Genomic DNA, 18,984 nt, shown 5'->3' with positions numbered 1-18,984 from the left:
ACATGAATGATTTTCTTTTTATTGTATTTAATTTTCTGCAGATAGCCGATCAGACGCATGGAGTCGTTCTTTAATTTCTTTAAAGTGAACAAAGGTCTTACTTTCTTCATCATAAAGCCTAAATCGGATTGACTTTAAACTAGATCCTACCGTAATCGTTGTTGCCTGCTGTAAAGGTGGTGTCGACTCATGCACTTGTTCTAGATTGTAATTCGGCACTTTCGGACTTAAGTGGTGAACATGGTGATAACCGATATTACCCGTAATCCACTGAAGAACACGCGGAAGTTTATAATAAGAACTTCCATCGATTGCTGCCTTCACATAGTCCCAATCCGCTTCATCTTCGAAATAAGAATCTTCAAATTGGTGCTGTACATAAAACAACCAAATGCCAAGTGATCCAGCAACGAACATAATCGGTAATTGCACGATCAAAAAGCTCGACCAGCCAATTGCCCAAATTAATAATGCTGTTATTCCGATGATTGAAACATTCGTCAAATACGTATTTCGACGTTCTTTTCTCCGTGCATCTTTTCGATTCATTCGATTGGTTATCAAAAATAAATAGAGTGGCCCTAAAACGAACATAATAAACGGGTTTCTATATAAACGATATTGAAGTCTTTCTAGCTTTGATGCCTTTTTATACTCTTCCACAGACATAATCCAAACGTCACCGGTTCCACGTTTGTCCAAGTTACTGCTTGTGGCGTGATGGATGGAATGCTCTCTTTTCCACTTTTCGTAAGGGAACATTGTCAGAATTCCTGTAACTGTTCCAACAAAATGGTTCACTTTGCGGTTTTTAAAGAATGATCCATGACAGCAATCATGAAAAATAATAAATACCCTTACCACAAATCCCCCAGCCAAAATAGATAGGGCGATGGATAAAATCAAAGAAACTGAAATGGCTTCATAAGCTAAATACCAAAGTAAGAAGAACGGTGGCAGTGTATTGACCAGCTGCCATACACTTGCTTTCGTATCAGGGTTTTCAAATGGTTTAATGTGTTTTTTAAGTTGAGCTAATTTTTTATTTGCCATAACTTCCTCCAAAGAAAAGTTTTCAGTTCATTCATCATATAAAAAAACAATTCTTTGGAATAGTCATGAACGTCAGGATTTTCATATGACAAATGTCATATGTTTTGTAAAAGCCAAACTAGTTGGTCTCTTATTTCCCTATAATTTAAAAGTGCGATTCATTTTAAGAACCGCACTGTTTTAAAGCTCATATAAAATTTGGTTACCGAATCAATACACTACTTAGTAAGATACGTCGCTATATATTCTTTTACGACTTCATATACGTACTCTTGATTAGCTGTTGCTGTGTCCGGATTGTATTCACCATCGTTCGTTTTATTATTGGATAAAATTCGCACACCTAAAAATGGAACTTCATACGCTTTGGCAATTTGTGCTGCAGAAGCAGTTTCCATTACTTCTACAGAAGTACCGAATGTTTCGTGGAACCATTTAATTCGATCCACTTCATTATTCCATACGTCCGCAGACCCGATTGTTCCTTCAACAACTTTCCCCTCTGTATGTTTATCCTTCACTGCATTCGCAGCTGCTAATAAATCTTCATCCGCTTCATAGTATCGAATGTTCTCTGCATCTGGATCTTCACCCGCACTTCCTTCAGATGCCATTAAATCCATAGGAATCCATTCTGTTGGTTCAATTCCTTCATTCTCTTCTCTATTTCCTGTTTTAAGCGCGCCAATGTTGACCGTTCTTTTTCCTAGCACAATATCAAACACATTTAAACTTGGATCATGTCCACCTGAAGTGCCTTGACTAATGATTGCAATCGGATTATACCGCTCGATCGCCACCGCAGTAGCCGCTGCTGCATTTTCCATTCCTTTGCTCGTTTTAACAACGATGACAGGATAATCATCTACTGTACCAATATAAAAATCATAAATACCAGATGTTTCTTTCTCGACATTCTCTAATCGATCCGCAAATGCTTCTGCTTCGATCGGCATTGGCCCTTCGACTAAAATAGGTCTTTGTTCATCACTAGATGTCGTTTCTTCTGAATTTGTAGTAGTGTTACAACCCACCATTACAGTTACAAAAAATAAAGAGATAGCCGCCCATAAAGTGGACTTCCAACGACTTTTAATTTGTTTCTGTGCTTTTAAAATACTCATTTTGTTTCCCCCTTAATGTTTGTTCGTTGATAAACAAGTCTTCTGGTTCGAAACAAAAAGGCCTGGAATACAGTAGATGAATTCTACCTTCCAGACCTAAAGTTAAAGTATATAAGTTACCATCACAAAAACATTGAACGGAGTAAAAACCGAACATTACATACTTCAACTCGTAGTCCGGTTCTTTTTTTATTTAAAAGTTCGTGTTTTATAACATTTATTGAAACGATCTACATAACAGTTCATTTGGTTGATAATAATAGAAATGTAAACCAAATAAAAAAACTCAAGCCAGTTTCAGCTTGAGTCTAGTGATATGTACATAATATTATTTTATGGAGCCAGAGGGATTCGAACCCTCGACCTCTTCGCTGCCAGCGAAGCATTCTCCCGCTGAACTATGGCCCCGTTTGTTATTTCCACAAATGATTATATCATAGAATTTTTGATTGTAAATGACAACTTGGTGAATTTAAGATCACCAAAGGATTATACATATTTAGAAAAATCCGTCCCCGTTGCAGGAATTACAATCGTTTAAAAGGAATAGGTATATACGGTCGGGGTGATTTCATTGCTAAAAAAATTCAAACAAAATTGGTTGTTCATCGTAAGTTACTTGCTTATTTGCGCCTTCATTTATGAAATTTGGGCAGCCCATCAATTTTATCCCTATATTTATGATTACATAGTCAGCAAAAAAGAAGTCGTTGTTAAAAATGGCATAGGCGAAATTGTTTGGGGACCTTATGAAAGAATCCCCAATCAATTGGCCCACGAAGATGAGTTAAGTGTTTCTATCCTGGTGAATAGGATTGAGCAAACACTTTTAACCATTGCAACTACACTATTGACCATTCCTTTAGCCATCAAAACAATCAAAGAAAAACCTACATCGATGAATCAATTTGGCTTAGTCGCTTTATTTATCTTATTGGGTTACCTTATATATCTGTATGTAGGTCATGTGTTTGAATTACAACCGTATCTATATTGACGGATAAAGATATTTAATCATCTTTAACACGATTTACAGACAAACTATTGTGTCCAATGAATCATTGTAAATACAATCCAGAATAAACTAATTCCTCCAACCAAAAATGAAAAACCAAAAAAGACACCGAATTGGATATCCTTAATTTTCTTTGATGACACAAAGGCAAAACCTAAGCCAATAGCAGCTAAAAACAAAACGACGCTGATTGCAGAAAACACAGATAGATAAAACAATGGACTTACTTCAACCAACGCATTCATCAAATGAGCGAAAGGCTGTGCACCTAACCCAAGGATAGCCGCTAGAATCATTAACGACCAAATCATTTTTAACTGTTTAGACAACTTATTGACCTCCTGTTAGTTTCTCATTCCACCCATCATTCTATCATAGAACATATTAAAAATCCTTGTGATGAAATATGGCAGTGTAATCATCGATTTTTTGAAACTTTGAAGGATTCATTTTCTACTAAAATCTCCCTATAACCTCGAATGAACGAGAATACTATTTTAAATGTCCTATAGATGGCCTCTATGACCTCGAGCGGATCTGTTTTCTTCTCGGAATGTCCTATAGAAGCTCTCTATAACCCCGAACGGATCTGTTTTCTTCTCGGAATGTCCTATAGACTGCTTCTATAACCCCGAATCACCATGATATTCTTTCGAAGTGTCTTATAGAAGCTCTCTATACCTCAAACGGACGTAAAATCATCGCAAAATGTCCTATAGAATCCAATAACGTGATACGATTTAAAATTTTTCGCTCGGCTTCAACCTTCTTTTAATGTCCTTTTCCTCCGCTTTTATGTTTATCCCTTGTATCCCATCATATGGATGACTCATTAACCAACAAATCCCTCCCCAACTGCATTCAGTTTGATTTGCACATTTTCGGGGAAGAGACAAGTTAGATTATCAGCAATGAAGGGAGTAAGGGATCTATGACGCCCGAACAGATTGGTTTTGCGTTCTTGTATTTAGCTATCTTTTTATTGATTGGTAAGTGGGTTCGTGTACATGTCGAATGGTTACAGAAGTTATTTATTCCCTCGTCCATCATCGGCGGGTTTTTAGCATTATTCCTTGGTCCTCAAGTATTAGGTAAAATCATCGGAAATTTTGTTGGACAAGATTCTTTTTGGACAAATGGACTCATGACTGAAAATATTTTAGAAGTTTGGAGTGCCTTGCCTAGCTTAATGATTAACGTGGTCTTTGCAACATTGTTTCTGGGCACCGTAATCCCTGGTATAAAACGTGTCTGGAACTTCGGTGGACCACAACTTGCTTTTGGTTGGGCGATTGGCTGGGGACAATATGTCGTTGGTATTTTGCTCGTCCTCTTGGTGCTAGGACCCCTTTTTGGCGTACCACCGATTGCAGGTGCATTGATTGAAGTCGCTTTCGAAGGTGGCCACGGAACGGCTGCCGGTATGGCAAATACGTTTGAAGAAATGAATTTCCCGGAAGGTTATGATTTATCGATCGGGTTAGCGACAGTAGGTATTTTGGCCGGTGTCGTCACAGGGATCATTTTGATCAACTGGGCGGTCCGGAAAGAAAAAACAAGAGTCATTAATGATGTTCACGGATTTAGCGAATTACGTAAAAAAGGAATTATGGAATTTGAGAACCGTGAACCTGCGGCTAAGATGACGTTGCGACCTGAATCGATTGAGCCGCTATCCTTCCATTTTGCCATTGTTGGTTTAGCTATTTTAGTAGGTTATTTAGTATTGCAACTATTGATTTGGCTTGAATCCATTACGTTTGATGCAGGGTTCATGACGTATATTCCACTTTTCCCATTAGCAATGATTGGTGGCATTATCGTACAAGTATTTTTCAACAAATTGGACCAAGCGGAAGTCATCGACCGGAAAATGATGAACCGCATTCAAGGATTTGCTTTGGATATTTTGATTGTAACAGCGATTGCGACCGTATCCATTGACGTCATCGGTGAATATCTCATCCCATTCTTATTACTAGCTATTGTAGGGATTGCGTGGAACATTCTTGGGTTTATGTTTCTTGCTCCGCGAATCATTCCATCGTATTGGTTTGAGCGTGGTATTGGTGATCTCGGGCAATCAATGGGTGTTACTGCCACCGGCTTGTTGCTTATGCGTGTGGCCGATCCTGATAACGAATCACCTGCATTTGAAGCATTTGGGTATAAACAGCTCGTTTATGAACCGTTTCTAGGTGGTGGTTTAGCGACAGCATTATCTGTCCCGTTAATATTCCAATTCGGACCATGGCCATTTCTCATATTTGCTATTGTGATGTGCCTCATTGGCTTATTCGTCGGTTTATTCTACTTTGGAAAGAAGTAATGGTTTGATGAAAATGATTAGTTCATGTAAACTAAAGTCATATAAGAATGTTTTCTAGGGTTCCGTGGTGAAATTCCAGACTGGTCCGAGAGAAAACACACAGTTTTTCTGTGACACGGAGGGACAAAAGCCCGGGAGATGCTGAACCATCAATTCAGCAATCTCGGGCTTTTTATTATGCGAAATTCCTTCTTAATAATATGAACAATCTCGTATTCGTTGGTAAAAAGGTGGTATTAAAAATGGGAAAAGATTGGTTGAAAGTACTCATAGCGGCTTTCTTTGAAATTATGTGGGTCGTCGGACTAAAATATGCAGATTCCATGATTGAGTGGTCACTGACGGTGATTGGAATGATTGGCAGCTTTTATTTATTGATCCTTGCTGGTAGAAATTTACCGATTGGAACGGTTTATGCCGTTTTTGTCGGTATTGGAACGGCGGGAACTGTGCTATTGGATTTCATTATTTTTGGAGAGCCATTCAGTTTAGCGAAAGTGCTATTGATCGGATTGATGCTCGTTGGCATTATTGGACTCAAATTAGTTGAAGACGCAGAAGGAAAGGCGGTTGAATAACGATGGCATGGATCTCATTGATTTTCGGTGGGTTGTTTGAAATGGTCGGCGTGATGATGATGAATCTCGTCCAGCAAAAAAGGAATATACGCTCGGTGCTCTATCTCGCTGCTGCCTTTGCGGCTAGTTTTTCCTTGCTCGGATTTGCAATGAAAACATTGCCGATGGGTACGTCTTATGCGGTTTGGACAGGTATCGGTGCAACAGGTGGAGCGATTTTGGGGATGATTTTTTATGGTGAATCCAAAAGCTATAAACGAATGTTTTTTATTTTCCTCATTATTTGCGCGACAATTGGGTTACGATTAGTGTCGTAGGTGATTATGTGATCACCTTCAGGACTCCTGGTATCCAGTGGTGTGATGATTTCATACACCACTGGATACCAGGAGCCCTACCTATAACCCTCCCATATCCTTTTATATTTTTCTCGATATTCCTCTTCTGATTCAACCTCAATTAACTCCAGGGCGACTTTTTTTACCTTTTCACAAGATTGTTGTTCGTAAAGGTTTCGTAATCCTTGCAACAGATCAGAACGGATTAATCTACAATTCTTCTCTTGATGACAATGCTTAAACCATTTTATGAAGTGCTCTAACAACAGATCTTTTTGCTCTTTACCGGCTAGTCCGACTCGCCAGATGGATTGCAAGCTATGTCTTTTCGTAATGAATTTCGGGTCTCTCGTTGTCACCTTCCACAGTAGTGAAAAATCACCAAGGATTCTTTTTTGCGGGTCGCTGATTGCTAAGTGTGCCAATAGCTGAGCACAGCGCGAACGTATATGAGCATCTCGATTTGAAAGATTTTGTACAATGTCATCCCATACTTCATAGGCCCAATCTACTTCTTGCTTCGTCATTTCTAAGATTCTTTGATATGCCTCATACTGTAAATCCCATTCATCAGATTCTAAGTTGACAAAATAGGCGCGTGTTAACACATCCACGAATGATTCCTCCATCTATAAAGCTCGTACGCTATCTTTATCTATTACCATATTTTTGTATGACCGTTCCAACAGTATCTATTCATAACGCTTCTTCAAAAAATCAATCGATTGATTAATTAATTGTTTAAGTATATCGGTATTAATATCTTGCAGCTTATTCACATATATACAACCCTTGCCCGCCTTGTGCTTTCCCAGCTTTTCAAGCAATTCTTCTCTCTCCGTATCGCCTGTTGCTAAATATATGGAGAACCGAGCTTTTCTTGGTGAAAAACCAACCAATGGGACATCTCCTTCATGACCTGTATCGTATTTATAATGATAGGATCCGAATCCGATAATACTTGTTCCCCACATTTTCGCCTCATAACCTGATGTTTCCGTAAAAAGGTCGAGCAAACGATAAGCATCCTCTCTCTTTTTCTCACTCTCTACACTTTCGATGAATTCGATGACACTGTGATCGTTTTCTTTTGTCTTTAATTCATACATAATGGCTAGCTCCTCTAGTTTTCTTAACTATTATTTTAACATACATTATTTTCTGAATTTATGTAGATTAAAAGAAATACATTAAAAAAGGAAACCACAATGTATGTGGCTTCCTTCTATTCTTTTAGAAACATTGGAAAGAATCGATTCGTTTTAAATCGATACCAAAATAGGCCCAATAAAAGCCCATCCAGCGATAGCCGGCAATGGAATTTCTGCCGACAAATGTTGGATAATACCAGAACTGTTGACGGTTATTCAACCAAACATACGTATAACGGTAAAGGCATCCTCTTATGCCACCAGGATCTACAGCATATACACTCACCTGTTGCTGGGTCGGTGTAAATGATGGTGGCGGTGAGCTTGGTGGTCCATCTCCTCCTTGACCTGGCGGCGGCCCAAATGGCGGTCTTCCTGGTCCTCCACTAGGCGGTCCGAATGGTGGGCCTGGTGGTCTACCTCCCTGTCCGGGTGGTCCAAATGGTGGTTGATTCCCCCAATTTCCAAAACCGAAAAGTCCTTGTAATAAGTTTCCCCATTGCCTTTCGTCATCTGGGTGTGGATAAGGTCCACCAAAGTTTGAGTGGTTCATATAATCATCTCCTCAATTGCTAGGCTTACATCATCCTATGCATTGAGGGAAGCTTCGTCACCTTGTACTGCCGAAAAGGGGCTCGTGCCCTAAATGGGATTTGGGATTGATGGATTCCACTCAGGTGACTTTTTTTATGAAATTTTAAACCTAGCCGTTGAATTTCACTGGAAAGACATCGAATTTTCACTTGCAGCCGTCGAATTCCCTTCTCTAGCCATCGAATTATCGCAGCAAGCCGTCGAATTAGCTTGCGCAGACATCGAATTCCGTTCCCTAGCCATCGAATAGCTTGCGCAGACATCGAATGATTGCTTCCAGCCGTTGAATCACTCGGTGTCCATCATCTTCTCAATTATTTTCAATGTTATCGAATTTTTCGCTGTTTCAACATACCGATAATAATCGGAACAAACGCACTAATAGTTAATAAAATAAACAACCATGGACCTGATCCTTCTGTCCACTCCATCGCAATAGACACCGACTCAATTAAAATCAATGAAAATATTACTAAACACAGATTTTTGATTAGATTAATCATTTTACGGCTATTTATATAAAACTCACGTGCATTCTTTTCATTGATTCGTTCCGGATAATTATGTGTTTCTGGATGGCGTTCAAACAACTGCATCAGTAATAAAATAAAAAGGCCAATTCCCGGTAAAATGAATAACTCGTACTTAGATCCCCACCGATCGACTTCCCCACTGGCGTTATAGTGTGCTGGAACTTCATCTGGCAATTCTCCCCACACAAATCCCAGAAAAACCAACGAGCCAAGAAAAGCTGTATAGCCAATAATGTCCCATAACTTTTCTGATGCCGTTTTCGGTATATCTAATTTAGGTCGATAGTCTTTTTCAATCATAATTATCTCCTTCATTTGTTGAATAATGAAATTCTTCCCCTGTTATGTCTCTCAATAACTCACAAAATTCATTCCATTGGTCGGGGTACCGGTTGTCGCCAGACCGCTTTATACTTCGACGATTTCGACTTCTATACAAAGTTATTTCCCACTGCTGACCATCCAAGATCCGAGGGTTGGAATATCGTCTTCTCCAATTTAAAATACCGGTCCACCGCAACCTAAAACGAATGTTTTTTATTTCGTCGTCTGTTAATTTCCTTTGAAATGAGTCTTCTTCTATAAAACTATGGCTAATCTCAATTGTTTGCTTCACGAAATCTATCATGATATTCGTGTGCCCATCTGAAAAACTACCTATTCTCATTTCCAATTGATCAATTTGTTCATAAGCGTGAATAATCGAATCTTCACGGGTCCACTCATTCTCGCAATTGCGGCAATGATATTCGGGTGAATTTGGCATGATTACGCAGCCGCCCAATAAGACTTTTGTTTCATCGGCTTCCAGGGCTAAATAAGAATCGGGTTCACCGTATACAATCGGAATGACATTCGTTGAGTCACACGCTGGGCACTTGCGATAATTGATCGCCATGGATATTCCACCTTTTTTTCATTCGAAATTATGTTTCTGGAAACTCCCTTGAAAATGAGTTATAGTAATTTAGTCAATCTAATTAAAGGATATGTGATTTTATGTCAGAACAACAATCGTTGACACCTCTGAAAGCATTGTTATTTGCCTTTCATGCAACCAATACAATTATTATTAGTTATCTACCATTATACCTTGCTGAACGAGGATTAACAGGGTCAGAAATCGGATTTGTGTTGGCGGTCGGCCCGCTTGCGCAAATTATATCCCAACCTTTTTGGGGCTATATGAGTGACAAGCATAAAACCGTTAAACGATTTTTATTGATTTGTATTTTTGGATTAATTATATTCAGCTCGATTTTCTTAAGTGTCACGCAATTTTACTTACTTATTTTCTTCGGATTTTTATTTTATTTCTTTTCAACACCAATTGGCGCACTTGGTGATAGTTTAGCGCAACGCCGTGCAGATGATGTCGGGGTTTCATTCGGGACGATTCGTACTTGGGGATCTGTCGGCTTTGCGACATCTTCACTTGCCATTGGGTTAGTACTCACGATTTACGGTGTGGAATATATGCTTTGGCCTTATTTAGCCTTTGCGTTAATCGCTTTGTTCGTCACTTTTCGAGTGAAAGATGTGAAGGTCGAACAAGAGCCCGTCAGCTTCAAAGATGCAGCTAGTTTATTAAAATATAAGCCTTTTATCTTCTTTCTATTTTTTATGATGTTTTTAACCGTATCACACCGTGCGAATGATAGTTACATCGGTTTATATATTGCTCAACTAGGCGGTTCCAACTTTTACGTCGGTGTTGCTTGGTTTGTTGGAGTCATTAGTGAAGCAATTGTGTTTTTCTTTGCTGGAAGATGGTTTAGAAAGTATCATACATTGATCTTCGTAATTTTAGCTGGAGCAATCTACACGCTTCGTTGGTTCTTATTTGCTCTCGTCGATGATTATTGGATGATTATTGGATTGCAATTCTTACACGGACTAACATTCGGAATTTTATACTTATCCGCAATGGACTATGTCACACGATTAATTCCACGTATTTTGCAGTCTACCGGGCACCTTATTTTCTACGCCGTTTTCTTCGGTGTATCAGGAATAATCGGCTCCTTGCTTGGTGGTGCAATTATTGACCAATACGGTGGATCGACATTGTACTTTGTATTAGGATTCATCGCTTTAAGTGGCACAATCCTCATGACGCTTTACCACCTCTTGCCTTACGGGAAAAAAGCATAATTGATTCGAAAAAATCCACGTCTAATGGCGTGGATTTTTATTTTTTCTAGGTGCTCCTTAAATACGGATAGTAGGTGGATTAACACTGAAGGTTAGTGATTTAACACTGAAGGTTGGCCCGTCAACACTGAAGAACTACATATTAACATTGAAGCCTAGCAATTTAACACGGAAGATCAGTGTCTCAAAATCAAGTCCAGTTTCTGAAACTCCAAGTATAAGGTTATCAGGTAACTCCCTCTGTTCGTGATGACATAACTTTCATCGGTCAGTCCCTCTATGTAACGAGAAATGCATTTCACATGCACTTCTCTTGTTCCAGACTACTTACGCGCTTGATATGTGTGCCGCCTTTTTAATACCCGTGTTCTTCTGCCATCGCGTCTACTTTTGTTGCATGTACCGTTCCGTATGGATGCTCAGGAGGCGCATAAACTGAATACAGTTTTAATGGAACTGGACCAATGTTTGTCATGTTGTGCCATTTACCTGCTGGGACCATCACTGCATTCCCTGGTCCGACTTCCGTACAAAAATCTAACTGATCTTCACAATCTCCCATCTGAACAAATCCATGCCCTTCTTCTATCCGTAAAAATTGATCCGTATTTGGATGAATTTCCAAGCCAATATCGTCACCAGGCATAATGGTCATCAACGTCACTTGAAAATGTTCTCCCGTCCAGATTGCTGTACGAAACGTTTGGTTAGCACGAGTAGCACCGGCAATATTGACGACAAACGGGTGACAACCACAATCAGGCATGGAATGGTTATATGGATGGTTTGGGTATCCGTAATTCATGAAACAACTTCCTTTCAAAAATATATTTCAGTTTAACCTATGCGAATAACCATTTTTGTGATTATCGGCTTTCAATGACGGTGATTTTTTCTATAGGACTTTCCATGAAATTTTCATAGCCATTCGGGGGGATAGAGGACTTCTATAGGACTTTCCGCGATATTTTCTCAGCCATTCGGGGGGATAGAGGCCTTCTATAGGACTTTCCGCGATATTTTCATAGCCGTTCGGGGGGATAGGGGCCTTCTATAGGACTTTCCGTGACATTTTCATAGCCGTTCGGGAGGATAGAGGCCTTCTATAGGACTTTCCGCGATATTTTCATAGCCGTTCGGGGGGATAGAGACAATAAAGAAGGTTCAAAACCTATTGATCACATGAAAATAAATTTTCTCGATTACACATTGACACTCCTACTTTAGCGTGCTAACATTACAATTAATTCAAAATTAAATAATATTCTAAACTCTTATCGAGAGTGGCTGAGGGACTGGCCCGATGACGCCCGGCAACCTTTAAACAACGGTTTTAAAAGGTGCTAATTCCAGCAAAGCAAATCTGCTTTGAGAGATGAGAGGGACCAAAATGTCGACATCGTATATTCTGGCCTCTCTGCTCAAAGCAGGGAGGTCTTTTTAATACCGTGAGATCAAAATGAAAGGAGAACATCAATGACAAAGACTGTGCAGCATGGTTCAGTTTCCATTCCAAATTTCAGTTTGGAAAGCGGCGAACAATTGGATGAGATCCACCTTGCCTACGAACAATGTGGTCCGATCGATGCACCGACCATTCTCGTTTGTCATGCACTAACTGGAAACCAATTTGCTGTAGGGACAGATACGAAGCCTGGTTGGTGGCGTGGATTGATTCATGAAAGTGGTTATATCGATACCGCCTGTTACCAAGTAATTACGTTTAATGTGCTCGGTGGATGTGATGGTTCGACCGGACCGGGTTCATCACAGCCCAATGGCGAACCTTATCAAGATCAATTCCCAACATTGACCGTTCGCGATTTAGTTGAGGCCCAATTTGTTGCACTCAACATTTTAGGCATCGACCAATTGAAAGCAGTCATCGGTGGATCTTTAGGTGGAATGCAAGTCTTAGAGTGGGGATTAATGTACCCCGATTACATGGAGGCAATCTTCCCCATCGCGGTCACACCTGTTTTTTCAGATTATGCGATTGCCTTTAACCATATCGCGAAGCAAGCCATTCTCCGAGATCAGGCTTTAAAAAATGGCGAGCAACCAAAAGATGGATTACATTTGGCACGAATGGTTGGCATGGTCACTTATCGACCGGAAGAATTGTTCAGCAAGCGATTTTCCAGACAGCAACAAAATGGCGTGTACGACGTAGAATCTTACTTAAATTATCAAGGCGAAAAACTTGCGAACCGCTTTAATCCATATAGTTACATTCGATTATTGGATGCGATGAACGGACACGATATCACCCGTGGTCGAGGGAGCTATCAACAAGTACTTGAGCAATTCAATGTACCTATCTTTGCTTTGGCGTTTCAAAATGATCTTCTCTATCCACCAGAAAAAATTAAGCGCTTCGTGAAAGATCTCGAAAAAGCCGGAGCCTACTCAGAATATCACGAGGTCGAAACCATTTTCGGCCATGATGGTTTTTTGGTTGAGTTTGAAAAATGGGGACCTTTTATTCAAGAAAAATCAATGTCTTTAGAAACTATTAAAAATTAAAAGGAGCGATTTACATGACTAAGAAAAATTATCGTTTGGAAACTGTCAGTATTCATGGAGGACTAGAAGCAGACCCGGCAACCGGTTCACGTGCATTGCCGATTTATCAAACGAATGCTTACCAATTTAATAACACAGAGCATGCAGCTGATTTGTTTGGCTTAAAAGAGCAAGGCTATATCTATACACGAATTGGAAATCCGACAGTCGGCGCATTGGAAGAACGAGTTGCTCAATTGGAAGGTGGTGTCGGTGCATTGGCGCTTTCCAGTGGAATGGCGGCAATCACAGCAGCAATTTTCAACGTAGCGGAAGTTGGCGATGAAATTATTTCAGCCTCAACGTTATATGGTGGGACATACAATTTGTTTGCGACGACATTCCCGAAACATGGCATTACTACTCGATTCGTCGACCCGAAAGATCCAGAGAATTTTAAAGAGGCCATCACTCCAAAAACGAAAGCCATTTTTGCCGAAACAATCGGAAATCCCGGTTTAAACATTTTAGACATTGAAAGAGTCGCTAAAATCGCACATAAAGCCGGCGTGCCGCTCATCATTGACAATACCTTCGCAACTCCTTATCTCTGTCGTCCAATTGACTTCGGCGCTGACATCGTCGTCCACTCGGCAACAAAATGGTTAGGTGGAAATGGTACAACATTAGGTGGAATCATTGTCGATGGTGGGAATTTTGACTGGAATTCGGAACGATTCCCTGGTTTCACACAGCCTGATCCTAGCTATCATGGGTTAGTTTATGCGGAAGCTTTACCAGAAGCTGCCTTCATTACAAAAGCACGCGTACAGGTTTTGCGTGATACCGGTGCTGCATTAAGTCCTTTCAATGCTTTCCAGATCGCCTTAGGCATTGAAACGCTTCATGTTCGACTAAAAGAACACATTGCAAACACGCGAAAGATCGTTGACTACTTGGAGTCTCACCCCGCTGTCGATTGGGTAACGTATCCGGAACAAGAAAACCATGAATCCGTTGAGCTTGCAAAAAAATATTTTCCAAAAGGCGCGGGTTCTGTCGTCGTCTTTGGCATTAAGGGTGGGTATGAAGCTGGTGCTGATGTAATCAATCAGGTGAATCTATGGTCTCACCTCGCAAACGTTGGGGATGCCAAAAGCTTAATCATTCACCCGGCGAGTACAACGCACCAGCAGTTAAATGAAGAGGGTCTCAAAGCTTCCGGCGTAACAGAAGATTTAATTCGCTTGTCTGTCGGCATTGAGCACGTCGATGATTTAATCGATGACTTAGAGCAAGCTATTGCCAAAGCTACAGGGATAACATCGAACACAGAAACAACAACCGTATAAACAAAAAGAAAAACGACAACCACTATATTCGGTTGTCGTTTTTCTATCCAACTACTACGAATTTTTTCTTATAAATTTATTCAGCCAGTTTAGTAGCACGTGTAATTGCCAAAAACGTCAAAACAGAGGTCAAAACGATGAAAAAAACCCAATAACCATTTCCATTCCCGGCTAAAAGAACGCCAATGAATGCAGCAATCACCGCGGACAATTGAAGCACAACCCAAGTCAAATCTGTTAAAACTTTTTTCATTACCTTCACCTTCCATTATCCAAATAGCACTTCAGCAACATAGATCACGACACCAACAGTCAAACTGCTTAGAATTGTAGAAACCAAAACAATCTGGCCAGCTAACTCTGGATGATGATCGAATTCCAAGGCGAATTGCGCACTATTTCTTGAGGACGGAAAAGAACTAGCGATAAACAATGATTGTGCGACAATACCATCCAATCCGAGAATAAAAATCAGCCCTAACGCCAAAGCTGGCGAAACAAACAGACGACCAAGGATTGACAACAATAAAAGTTTATTAAACTTTTTTAACTGGACATAGGCAAGCTGCGCACCAAGTGTCAACAAAGCAATGGCCAAAAAAGCGTCCGATAAGTTTTCTAGCGGTTGCCATAGAACCGTTGGGATGCTGATATTCAATGCTTTCAAAACCACTCCCAATAACAAAGCATATAACATCGGAAGCTTCAGAAATTGACCGAAAGCAGCCCCTTTTCCTTTTGCATGAACAGAAACTGAATTCATTAAACCATATGTATACGTAATGAAATTTTGAATAAGCATCACGATAATCTGGATGGTCATCCCTAGTGGATGTTGGTGAAAAATCATCTGGCTGACGGGTATTCCGTAATTTCCAGAGTTGATCAATACAACACTATTCTTGTAAACCGCTGACATCCCTTTATCAAGCTTAAGTAATTTGACGACACTATACGAAAATATCATTAGTAAAATGGATAAAATTCCTTGAAAAAACAAGACATCAAAGAGAACGTTTAAGTTGATATCACTCTCGTAGATATTGACAAATGCGACAACAGGTAACAGTAAATACGTCAAGATCTTTGATAATGTCTTTAAATCTAACGTAAATTTTCGCTGCAATAATGCACCGACCGCAACTAAGATTAGCAATGGTAAAATGATACCCATAATAATATTGAATAAAATTTGCATGATCAATCCATACCTTCGTTTGTTCTACCTGTATCTTACCATAATTTAGCTGTTGAGGTTAGGCGGGATGGAATGATATGAGCCTAAATAAGAAAAATATGGGCCTGTAAACATCTATTTGGCCCTATTTCATTGATCTATGAACCCCTCATCAAAAAATATGATCCCAATTTAAAGATATATGTGACTAACTTAAAAATATATGTGCCTTACCCTCATATCAAAAAAGCCCAACATGACGTTGGGCTCCATTTTACTCATATTCTTTTTCGAACGTCTTCGTACTTCTGACTGTGTCAATCGGGCGAACCATTTTTTCAATTTCCTCACATTGTGGTTCCAATTTTGGTGGCAATGCTAGTTTTTCACCAAGTGTTTCGTATGGCTCGTCATCCATGAATCCTGGTCCGTCTGTCGCAATTTCAAATAAAATTTGTGGTGCGACTTGAGCATATAATGAACCGAAATAAAATCGTTCAACGAATCCAGAGTTCGGTAATCCAACTTTTTGGAAATGGTTAATCCAGTCTTCCAGTTTTTCTTTGTTTGAAACACGAAATGCGGCGTGATGAACGGTTCCGTAACCTTGTTGATGCCTTGGTAAAACCGTGTTGTATTCTACGATTATTTGGCCACCATTTCCGCCTTCACCCGTTTCAAATAGATGGAATGAATCTTCCTTGTCAATTTCCTTAAATTTCAAGATTTGCTCCATCATTTTTTTGAAAAATTCATAGTCATCAACGCGGACGATAATCGGGCCTAAACCAGTGATTGCATATTCCAGTGGAATTGGGCCGTCTTGCCATGGCGTTCCAGGTGCAACCCCGTTATCGTTTTCATCAGAAATCAACTGATATTGTTGGTCATCAAAGTCAACGAACGGAAGTATTTTCTTGCCGAATTGTTCTTGAATTCCTTGGTGTTTAACTTCTAGGCGATTAAATCGCTTCACCCAATAATCAAGTGCTTCATCACTTGGTACGCGGAAGGATGTTCTGGCGATTTCGTTTGTTCCGTGCTGTCCCTTAGGGATACCAGGAAAATCAAAGAATGTCATGTCTGTTCCTGGATTCCCTTGATCGTCCGCGAAAAATAAATGATACGTCTGAATATCGTCTTGGTTCACTGTCTTCTTCACTAAGCGCATACCTAACGTATATGTGAAAAATTCATAGTTCTTCTCCGCACTGCTTGTAATGGCTGTTACGTGGTGCATGCCCTTTAATTGTTCCATTAAAAATTCCTCCATAAATTTATTTCGATCGCTTTCTAACTTCAATTGGATATAATGATTCAGTTAATTGATCGCGAAGATTTTCATACTGAGGCGGTAGCTTTAATTCACTACCAAGCTCATCTCTATTTTCATCAATCGCGAAACCTGGGGAATCGGTCGCCATTTCAAACAGAATTCCACCGTGCTCTTTAAAATAAATAGAGTTGAAATAGTTTCGGTCTTTGACTTCTGTGACGCCGAATCCACTTTGATGTAAATGTTCTTGCCAGTCTCTTAAGTCATTATCGTCAGTTGCTCTCCATGCAATGTGGTGCACTGTTCCTACACCCATCATGCCTCGGTCATTTGATGCCATTTTTACATCAATGATGTTCCCGATATCTGCCTGCGATTGATAACGAATATATTCATCATCCGCATCGATTTCCGTTAAACCCATCTGGTCTTCAAGTAAATTGGCCGTTTTAGTCGGATTGGATGAATATAAAATGCCCCCGCCAAATCCTTTAATCGCCATACCTGGCGTGATGCCATCAAATTCCCATAAGTTATTCTCTCTAGCCTCACGTTCAACGAGTTCAAGATGAAGTCCGTGTGGGTCATCAAATTGCAAATACGTTTCACCAAAGCGTTCCGTTTCTCTAATTGAAATTTGGAAACTTTCCAGTCGTTTTCTCCAATCCTCCAATGACCCTATTGGCACAACATACGTCGTCACACCTACTTGACCATCTCCTATTCTTCCTTTACGACCATTCGCCCAAGGGAAAAAGGTAATGATCGTGCCTGGACTTCCCTCTTCATCACCAAAATATAAATGATACGTACCCGGGTCATCAAAGTTAACCGTTTTTTTGACTAATCGCAATCCAAGTACACCTGCATAAAAATCGACGTTTTCTTGCGGATGACCGACGATGGCTGAAATATGGTGAATTCCTCTCGTTTGTTTTGCCATACTCACGCCTCCTAACTTAAGTTTTGAGCATGTATCCCGAGTTTTTTCAATTGCTCAATGAGCTGTTCTTTTTCTTTCACACCAAGTCCTGCGAAGATTTCTTGTAACCCTTTCTTATGCGATGGAAATACATCATCCATAAGCGTCTTGCCTTTTTGAGTGATCGTTGCTAATTTCACACGACGATCATTCGGATGTAACTTCCTTTCAAGCAATTCTTTCTTCTCCAACTGATCGACAACATACGTTATACTGCTGCTTGCAATCAAAACCTTTTCACCGATTTTCTGAATGGGTTGGTCCCCTTTGTTATAAATTAACTCAAGAACCGCAAATTCAGTCGGATTTAATCCTAAATGTTTAATATCTTCAATGACACGCTTTTGAATAGCATCCAACGCACGTGTCAAAACAACAAACAATTTTAATGACATTTCCTCGTCTCGTTCATCTATCAAATATATCACTCCCTTAATATTTCTCAAATTCATTTATCTCTAATTAATAATAATTCTACAAGATAATTATTCGAAATACAACCCTTATGTTTTTGGTATCCTTACTATTTCCAGACGGTTCGATTACAATAAAGAAAAGGGGGCTTTTACATGAAAGCAGTTGGAATTACTTTAATCATCATTGGTGTAGTCGGTATTCTTTTAGGTTCGATGATGTATGGAGATATTGGAATTGCAGCCATTATCGGAGCTTCAGGTGCCTTAGTTTCAGGGATTGGATTTTTACAAGTGAACAAAGCACTCCAGCAGTTATCGAGTCGATAAATCCAATCGAGTAGGAGGAGGCTTCCAGCCTCCGTCCTCTCACACCACCGTACGTACCGTTCAGTATACGGCGGTTCAAT

The 18,984-nt window shown here is 39.9% G+C and carries 23 protein-coding genes, 1 tRNA gene and 2 riboswitches; of the genes, 9 read left to right on the top strand and 15 right to left on the bottom strand.

What is annotated here, in order from left to right:
• Positions 1-27 precede the first annotated feature (27 nt).
• From desA to KQ486_RS13145, 3 genes are all read right to left on the bottom strand, one after another.
• Positions 28-1,053: a Delta(5) desaturase DesA gene (gene desA / locus KQ486_RS13155; RefSeq protein ID WP_216687909.1), complete on the bottom strand. Its 1,026-nt coding sequence runs from the start codon at positions 1,051-1,053 to the stop codon at positions 28-30.
• Positions 1,054-1,271: 218 nt separating this feature from the next.
• Entirely contained in the window at positions 1,272-2,090 is an 819-nt protein-coding gene (locus KQ486_RS13150; protein ID WP_246569340.1) for a 5'-methylthioadenosine/S-adenosylhomocysteine nucleosidase, read from the bottom strand.
• A gap of 423 nt (positions 2,091-2,513) precedes the next feature.
• Positions 2,514-2,585 (bottom strand) — tRNA-Ala (locus tag KQ486_RS13145).
• Positions 2,586-2,751: 166 nt separating this feature from the next.
• Here KQ486_RS13145 and KQ486_RS13140 point away from each other — a divergent pair.
• Complete coding sequence (locus KQ486_RS13140; RefSeq protein ID WP_216687907.1) at positions 2,752-3,174, top strand: hypothetical protein; 423 nt, start codon at positions 2,752-2,754, stop codon at positions 3,172-3,174.
• Positions 3,175-3,218: 44 nt separating this feature from the next.
• Here the strand turns inward: KQ486_RS13140 and KQ486_RS13135 are convergent, their stop codons facing one another.
• A complete protein-coding gene (locus KQ486_RS13135) occupies positions 3,219-3,521 on the bottom strand; it encodes a hypothetical protein (RefSeq protein WP_216687906.1) in 303 nt (100 codons plus the stop codon).
• A gap of 602 nt (positions 3,522-4,123) precedes the next feature.
• On the opposite strand from KQ486_RS13135, the gene KQ486_RS13130 reads away from it, so the two are divergent.
• The 3 genes from KQ486_RS13130 to KQ486_RS13120 all read left to right on the top strand — a co-directional run bounded on the left by KQ486_RS13130 (position 4,124) and on the right by KQ486_RS13120 (position 6,416).
• Positions 4,124-5,521 (top strand): sodium/glutamate symporter, encoded by a 1,398-nt coding sequence (locus KQ486_RS13130; RefSeq protein ID WP_216687905.1) that lies wholly within the window; start codon positions 4,124-4,126, stop codon positions 5,519-5,521.
• A gap of 43 nt (positions 5,522-5,564) precedes the next feature.
• A riboswitch (guanidine-I (ykkC/yxkD leader) is annotated at positions 5,565-5,661 on the top strand.
• Positions 5,662-5,763: 102 nt separating this feature from the next.
• Positions 5,764-6,099 carry a DMT family transporter gene (locus KQ486_RS13125; RefSeq protein WP_216687904.1) on the top strand — a complete coding sequence of 112 codons (336 nt, stop codon included), beginning with the start codon at positions 5,764-5,766 and terminating at the stop codon, positions 6,097-6,099.
• Between the two features lie 2 nt (positions 6,100-6,101).
• Positions 6,102-6,416 carry a DMT family transporter gene (locus KQ486_RS13120; protein WP_216687903.1) on the top strand — a complete coding sequence of 105 codons (315 nt, stop codon included), beginning with the start codon at positions 6,102-6,104 and terminating at the stop codon, positions 6,414-6,416.
• 77 nt (positions 6,417-6,493) lie between these two features.
• On the opposite strand, the gene KQ486_RS13115 is transcribed toward KQ486_RS13120, so the two are convergent.
• The 3 genes from KQ486_RS13115 to KQ486_RS13105 form a co-directional block, all read right to left on the bottom strand.
• Entirely contained in the window at positions 6,494-7,051 is a 558-nt protein-coding gene (locus KQ486_RS13115) for a hypothetical protein (protein ID WP_216687902.1), read from the bottom strand.
• Between the two features lie 78 nt (positions 7,052-7,129).
• On the bottom strand, positions 7,130-7,546 hold the full coding sequence (locus KQ486_RS13110) for a DUF1801 domain-containing protein (protein WP_216687901.1): 417 nt from the start codon (positions 7,544-7,546) through the stop codon (positions 7,130-7,132).
• Between the two features lie 124 nt (positions 7,547-7,670).
• Positions 7,671-8,141 carry a hypothetical protein gene (locus KQ486_RS13105; RefSeq protein WP_144162049.1) on the bottom strand — a complete coding sequence of 157 codons (471 nt, stop codon included), beginning with the start codon at positions 8,139-8,141 and terminating at the stop codon, positions 7,671-7,673.
• 93 nt (positions 8,142-8,234) lie between these two features.
• Between KQ486_RS13105 and KQ486_RS13100 the strand changes: the two genes are divergently transcribed.
• On the top strand, positions 8,235-8,432 hold the full coding sequence (locus tag KQ486_RS13100) for a hypothetical protein (protein ID WP_216687900.1): 198 nt from the start codon (positions 8,235-8,237) through the stop codon (positions 8,430-8,432).
• Positions 8,433-8,508: 76 nt separating this feature from the next.
• Here the strand turns inward: KQ486_RS13100 and KQ486_RS13095 are convergent, their stop codons facing one another.
• Together KQ486_RS13095 and KQ486_RS13090 are read right to left on the bottom strand one after the other, a co-directional pair.
• On the bottom strand, positions 8,509-9,015 hold the full coding sequence (locus KQ486_RS13095; RefSeq protein WP_216687899.1) for a DUF1648 domain-containing protein: 507 nt from the start codon (positions 9,013-9,015) through the stop codon (positions 8,509-8,511).
• Positions 9,008-9,613, bottom strand: a complete 606-nt coding sequence (locus tag KQ486_RS13090) for a hypothetical protein (protein ID WP_216687898.1) — start codon at positions 9,611-9,613, stop codon at positions 9,008-9,010. Before KQ486_RS13090 ends, KQ486_RS13095 begins: the two co-directional genes overlap by 8 nt.
• A 101-nt stretch (positions 9,614-9,714) precedes the next feature.
• Between KQ486_RS13090 and KQ486_RS13085 the strand changes: the two genes are divergently transcribed.
• Positions 9,715-10,869 (top strand): MFS transporter, encoded by a 1,155-nt coding sequence (locus KQ486_RS13085; RefSeq protein WP_216687897.1) that lies wholly within the window; start codon positions 9,715-9,717, stop codon positions 10,867-10,869.
• A 355-nt stretch (positions 10,870-11,224) separates the two neighbouring features.
• Here KQ486_RS13085 and KQ486_RS13080 read toward each other — a convergent pair whose 3' ends face one another.
• Complete coding sequence (locus tag KQ486_RS13080; protein WP_246569338.1) at positions 11,225-11,674, bottom strand: cupin domain-containing protein; 450 nt, start codon at positions 11,672-11,674, stop codon at positions 11,225-11,227.
• A gap of 466 nt (positions 11,675-12,140) precedes the next feature.
• Positions 12,141-12,251, top strand: a riboswitch (SAM riboswitch).
• A 94-nt stretch (positions 12,252-12,345) separates the two neighbouring features.
• On the opposite strand from KQ486_RS13080, the gene metX reads away from it, so the two are divergent.
• The gene (gene metX / locus KQ486_RS13075; protein ID WP_216687896.1) at positions 12,346-13,395 is read left to right on the top strand and encodes a homoserine O-acetyltransferase MetX; all 1,050 of its coding nucleotides are present in this window, start codon (positions 12,346-12,348) and stop codon (positions 13,393-13,395) included.
• Positions 13,396-13,409: 14 nt separating this feature from the next.
• Complete coding sequence (locus tag KQ486_RS13070) at positions 13,410-14,726, top strand: O-acetylhomoserine aminocarboxypropyltransferase/cysteine synthase family protein (protein ID WP_216687895.1); 1,317 nt, start codon at positions 13,410-13,412, stop codon at positions 14,724-14,726.
• A gap of 76 nt (positions 14,727-14,802) precedes the next feature.
• On the opposite strand, the gene KQ486_RS13065 is transcribed toward KQ486_RS13070, so the two are convergent.
• The 5 genes from KQ486_RS13065 to KQ486_RS13045 all read right to left on the bottom strand — a co-directional run bounded on the left by KQ486_RS13065 (position 14,803) and on the right by KQ486_RS13045 (position 18,556).
• Positions 14,803-14,979, bottom strand: a complete 177-nt coding sequence (locus tag KQ486_RS13065) for a hypothetical protein (protein WP_186278583.1) — start codon at positions 14,977-14,979, stop codon at positions 14,803-14,805.
• A gap of 15 nt (positions 14,980-14,994) precedes the next feature.
• The gene (locus tag KQ486_RS13060) at positions 14,995-15,924 is read right to left on the bottom strand and encodes an AEC family transporter (protein ID WP_144162235.1); all 930 of its coding nucleotides are present in this window, start codon (positions 15,922-15,924) and stop codon (positions 14,995-14,997) included.
• Positions 15,925-16,177: 253 nt separating this feature from the next.
• The gene (locus KQ486_RS13055) at positions 16,178-17,161 is read right to left on the bottom strand and encodes a ring-cleaving dioxygenase (RefSeq protein WP_420791267.1); all 984 of its coding nucleotides are present in this window, start codon (positions 17,159-17,161) and stop codon (positions 16,178-16,180) included.
• Positions 17,162-17,180: 19 nt separating this feature from the next.
• Positions 17,181-18,122, bottom strand: coding sequence for a ring-cleaving dioxygenase (locus KQ486_RS13050; RefSeq protein ID WP_216687893.1), 942 nt, complete (start codon positions 18,120-18,122; stop codon positions 17,181-17,183).
• Positions 18,123-18,133: 11 nt separating this feature from the next.
• Positions 18,134-18,556, bottom strand: coding sequence for a MarR family winged helix-turn-helix transcriptional regulator (locus KQ486_RS13045; protein ID WP_375713329.1), 423 nt, complete (start codon positions 18,554-18,556; stop codon positions 18,134-18,136).
• A gap of 174 nt (positions 18,557-18,730) precedes the next feature.
• Here KQ486_RS13045 and KQ486_RS13040 point away from each other — a divergent pair, with 174 nt between their 5' ends.
• Positions 18,731-18,904, top strand: a complete 174-nt coding sequence (locus KQ486_RS13040; RefSeq protein WP_216687891.1) for a hypothetical protein — start codon at positions 18,731-18,733, stop codon at positions 18,902-18,904.
• The last annotated feature ends 80 nt before the right edge of the window (positions 18,905-18,984 follow it).

Origin of the sequence: Allobacillus halotolerans (assembly GCF_018967645.1) — a bacterium.
GTDB lineage: Bacteria > Bacillota > Bacilli > Bacillales > Alkalibacillaceae > Allobacillus > Allobacillus halotolerans.
This window is presented reverse-complemented; position numbering and strand designations above follow the sequence as displayed.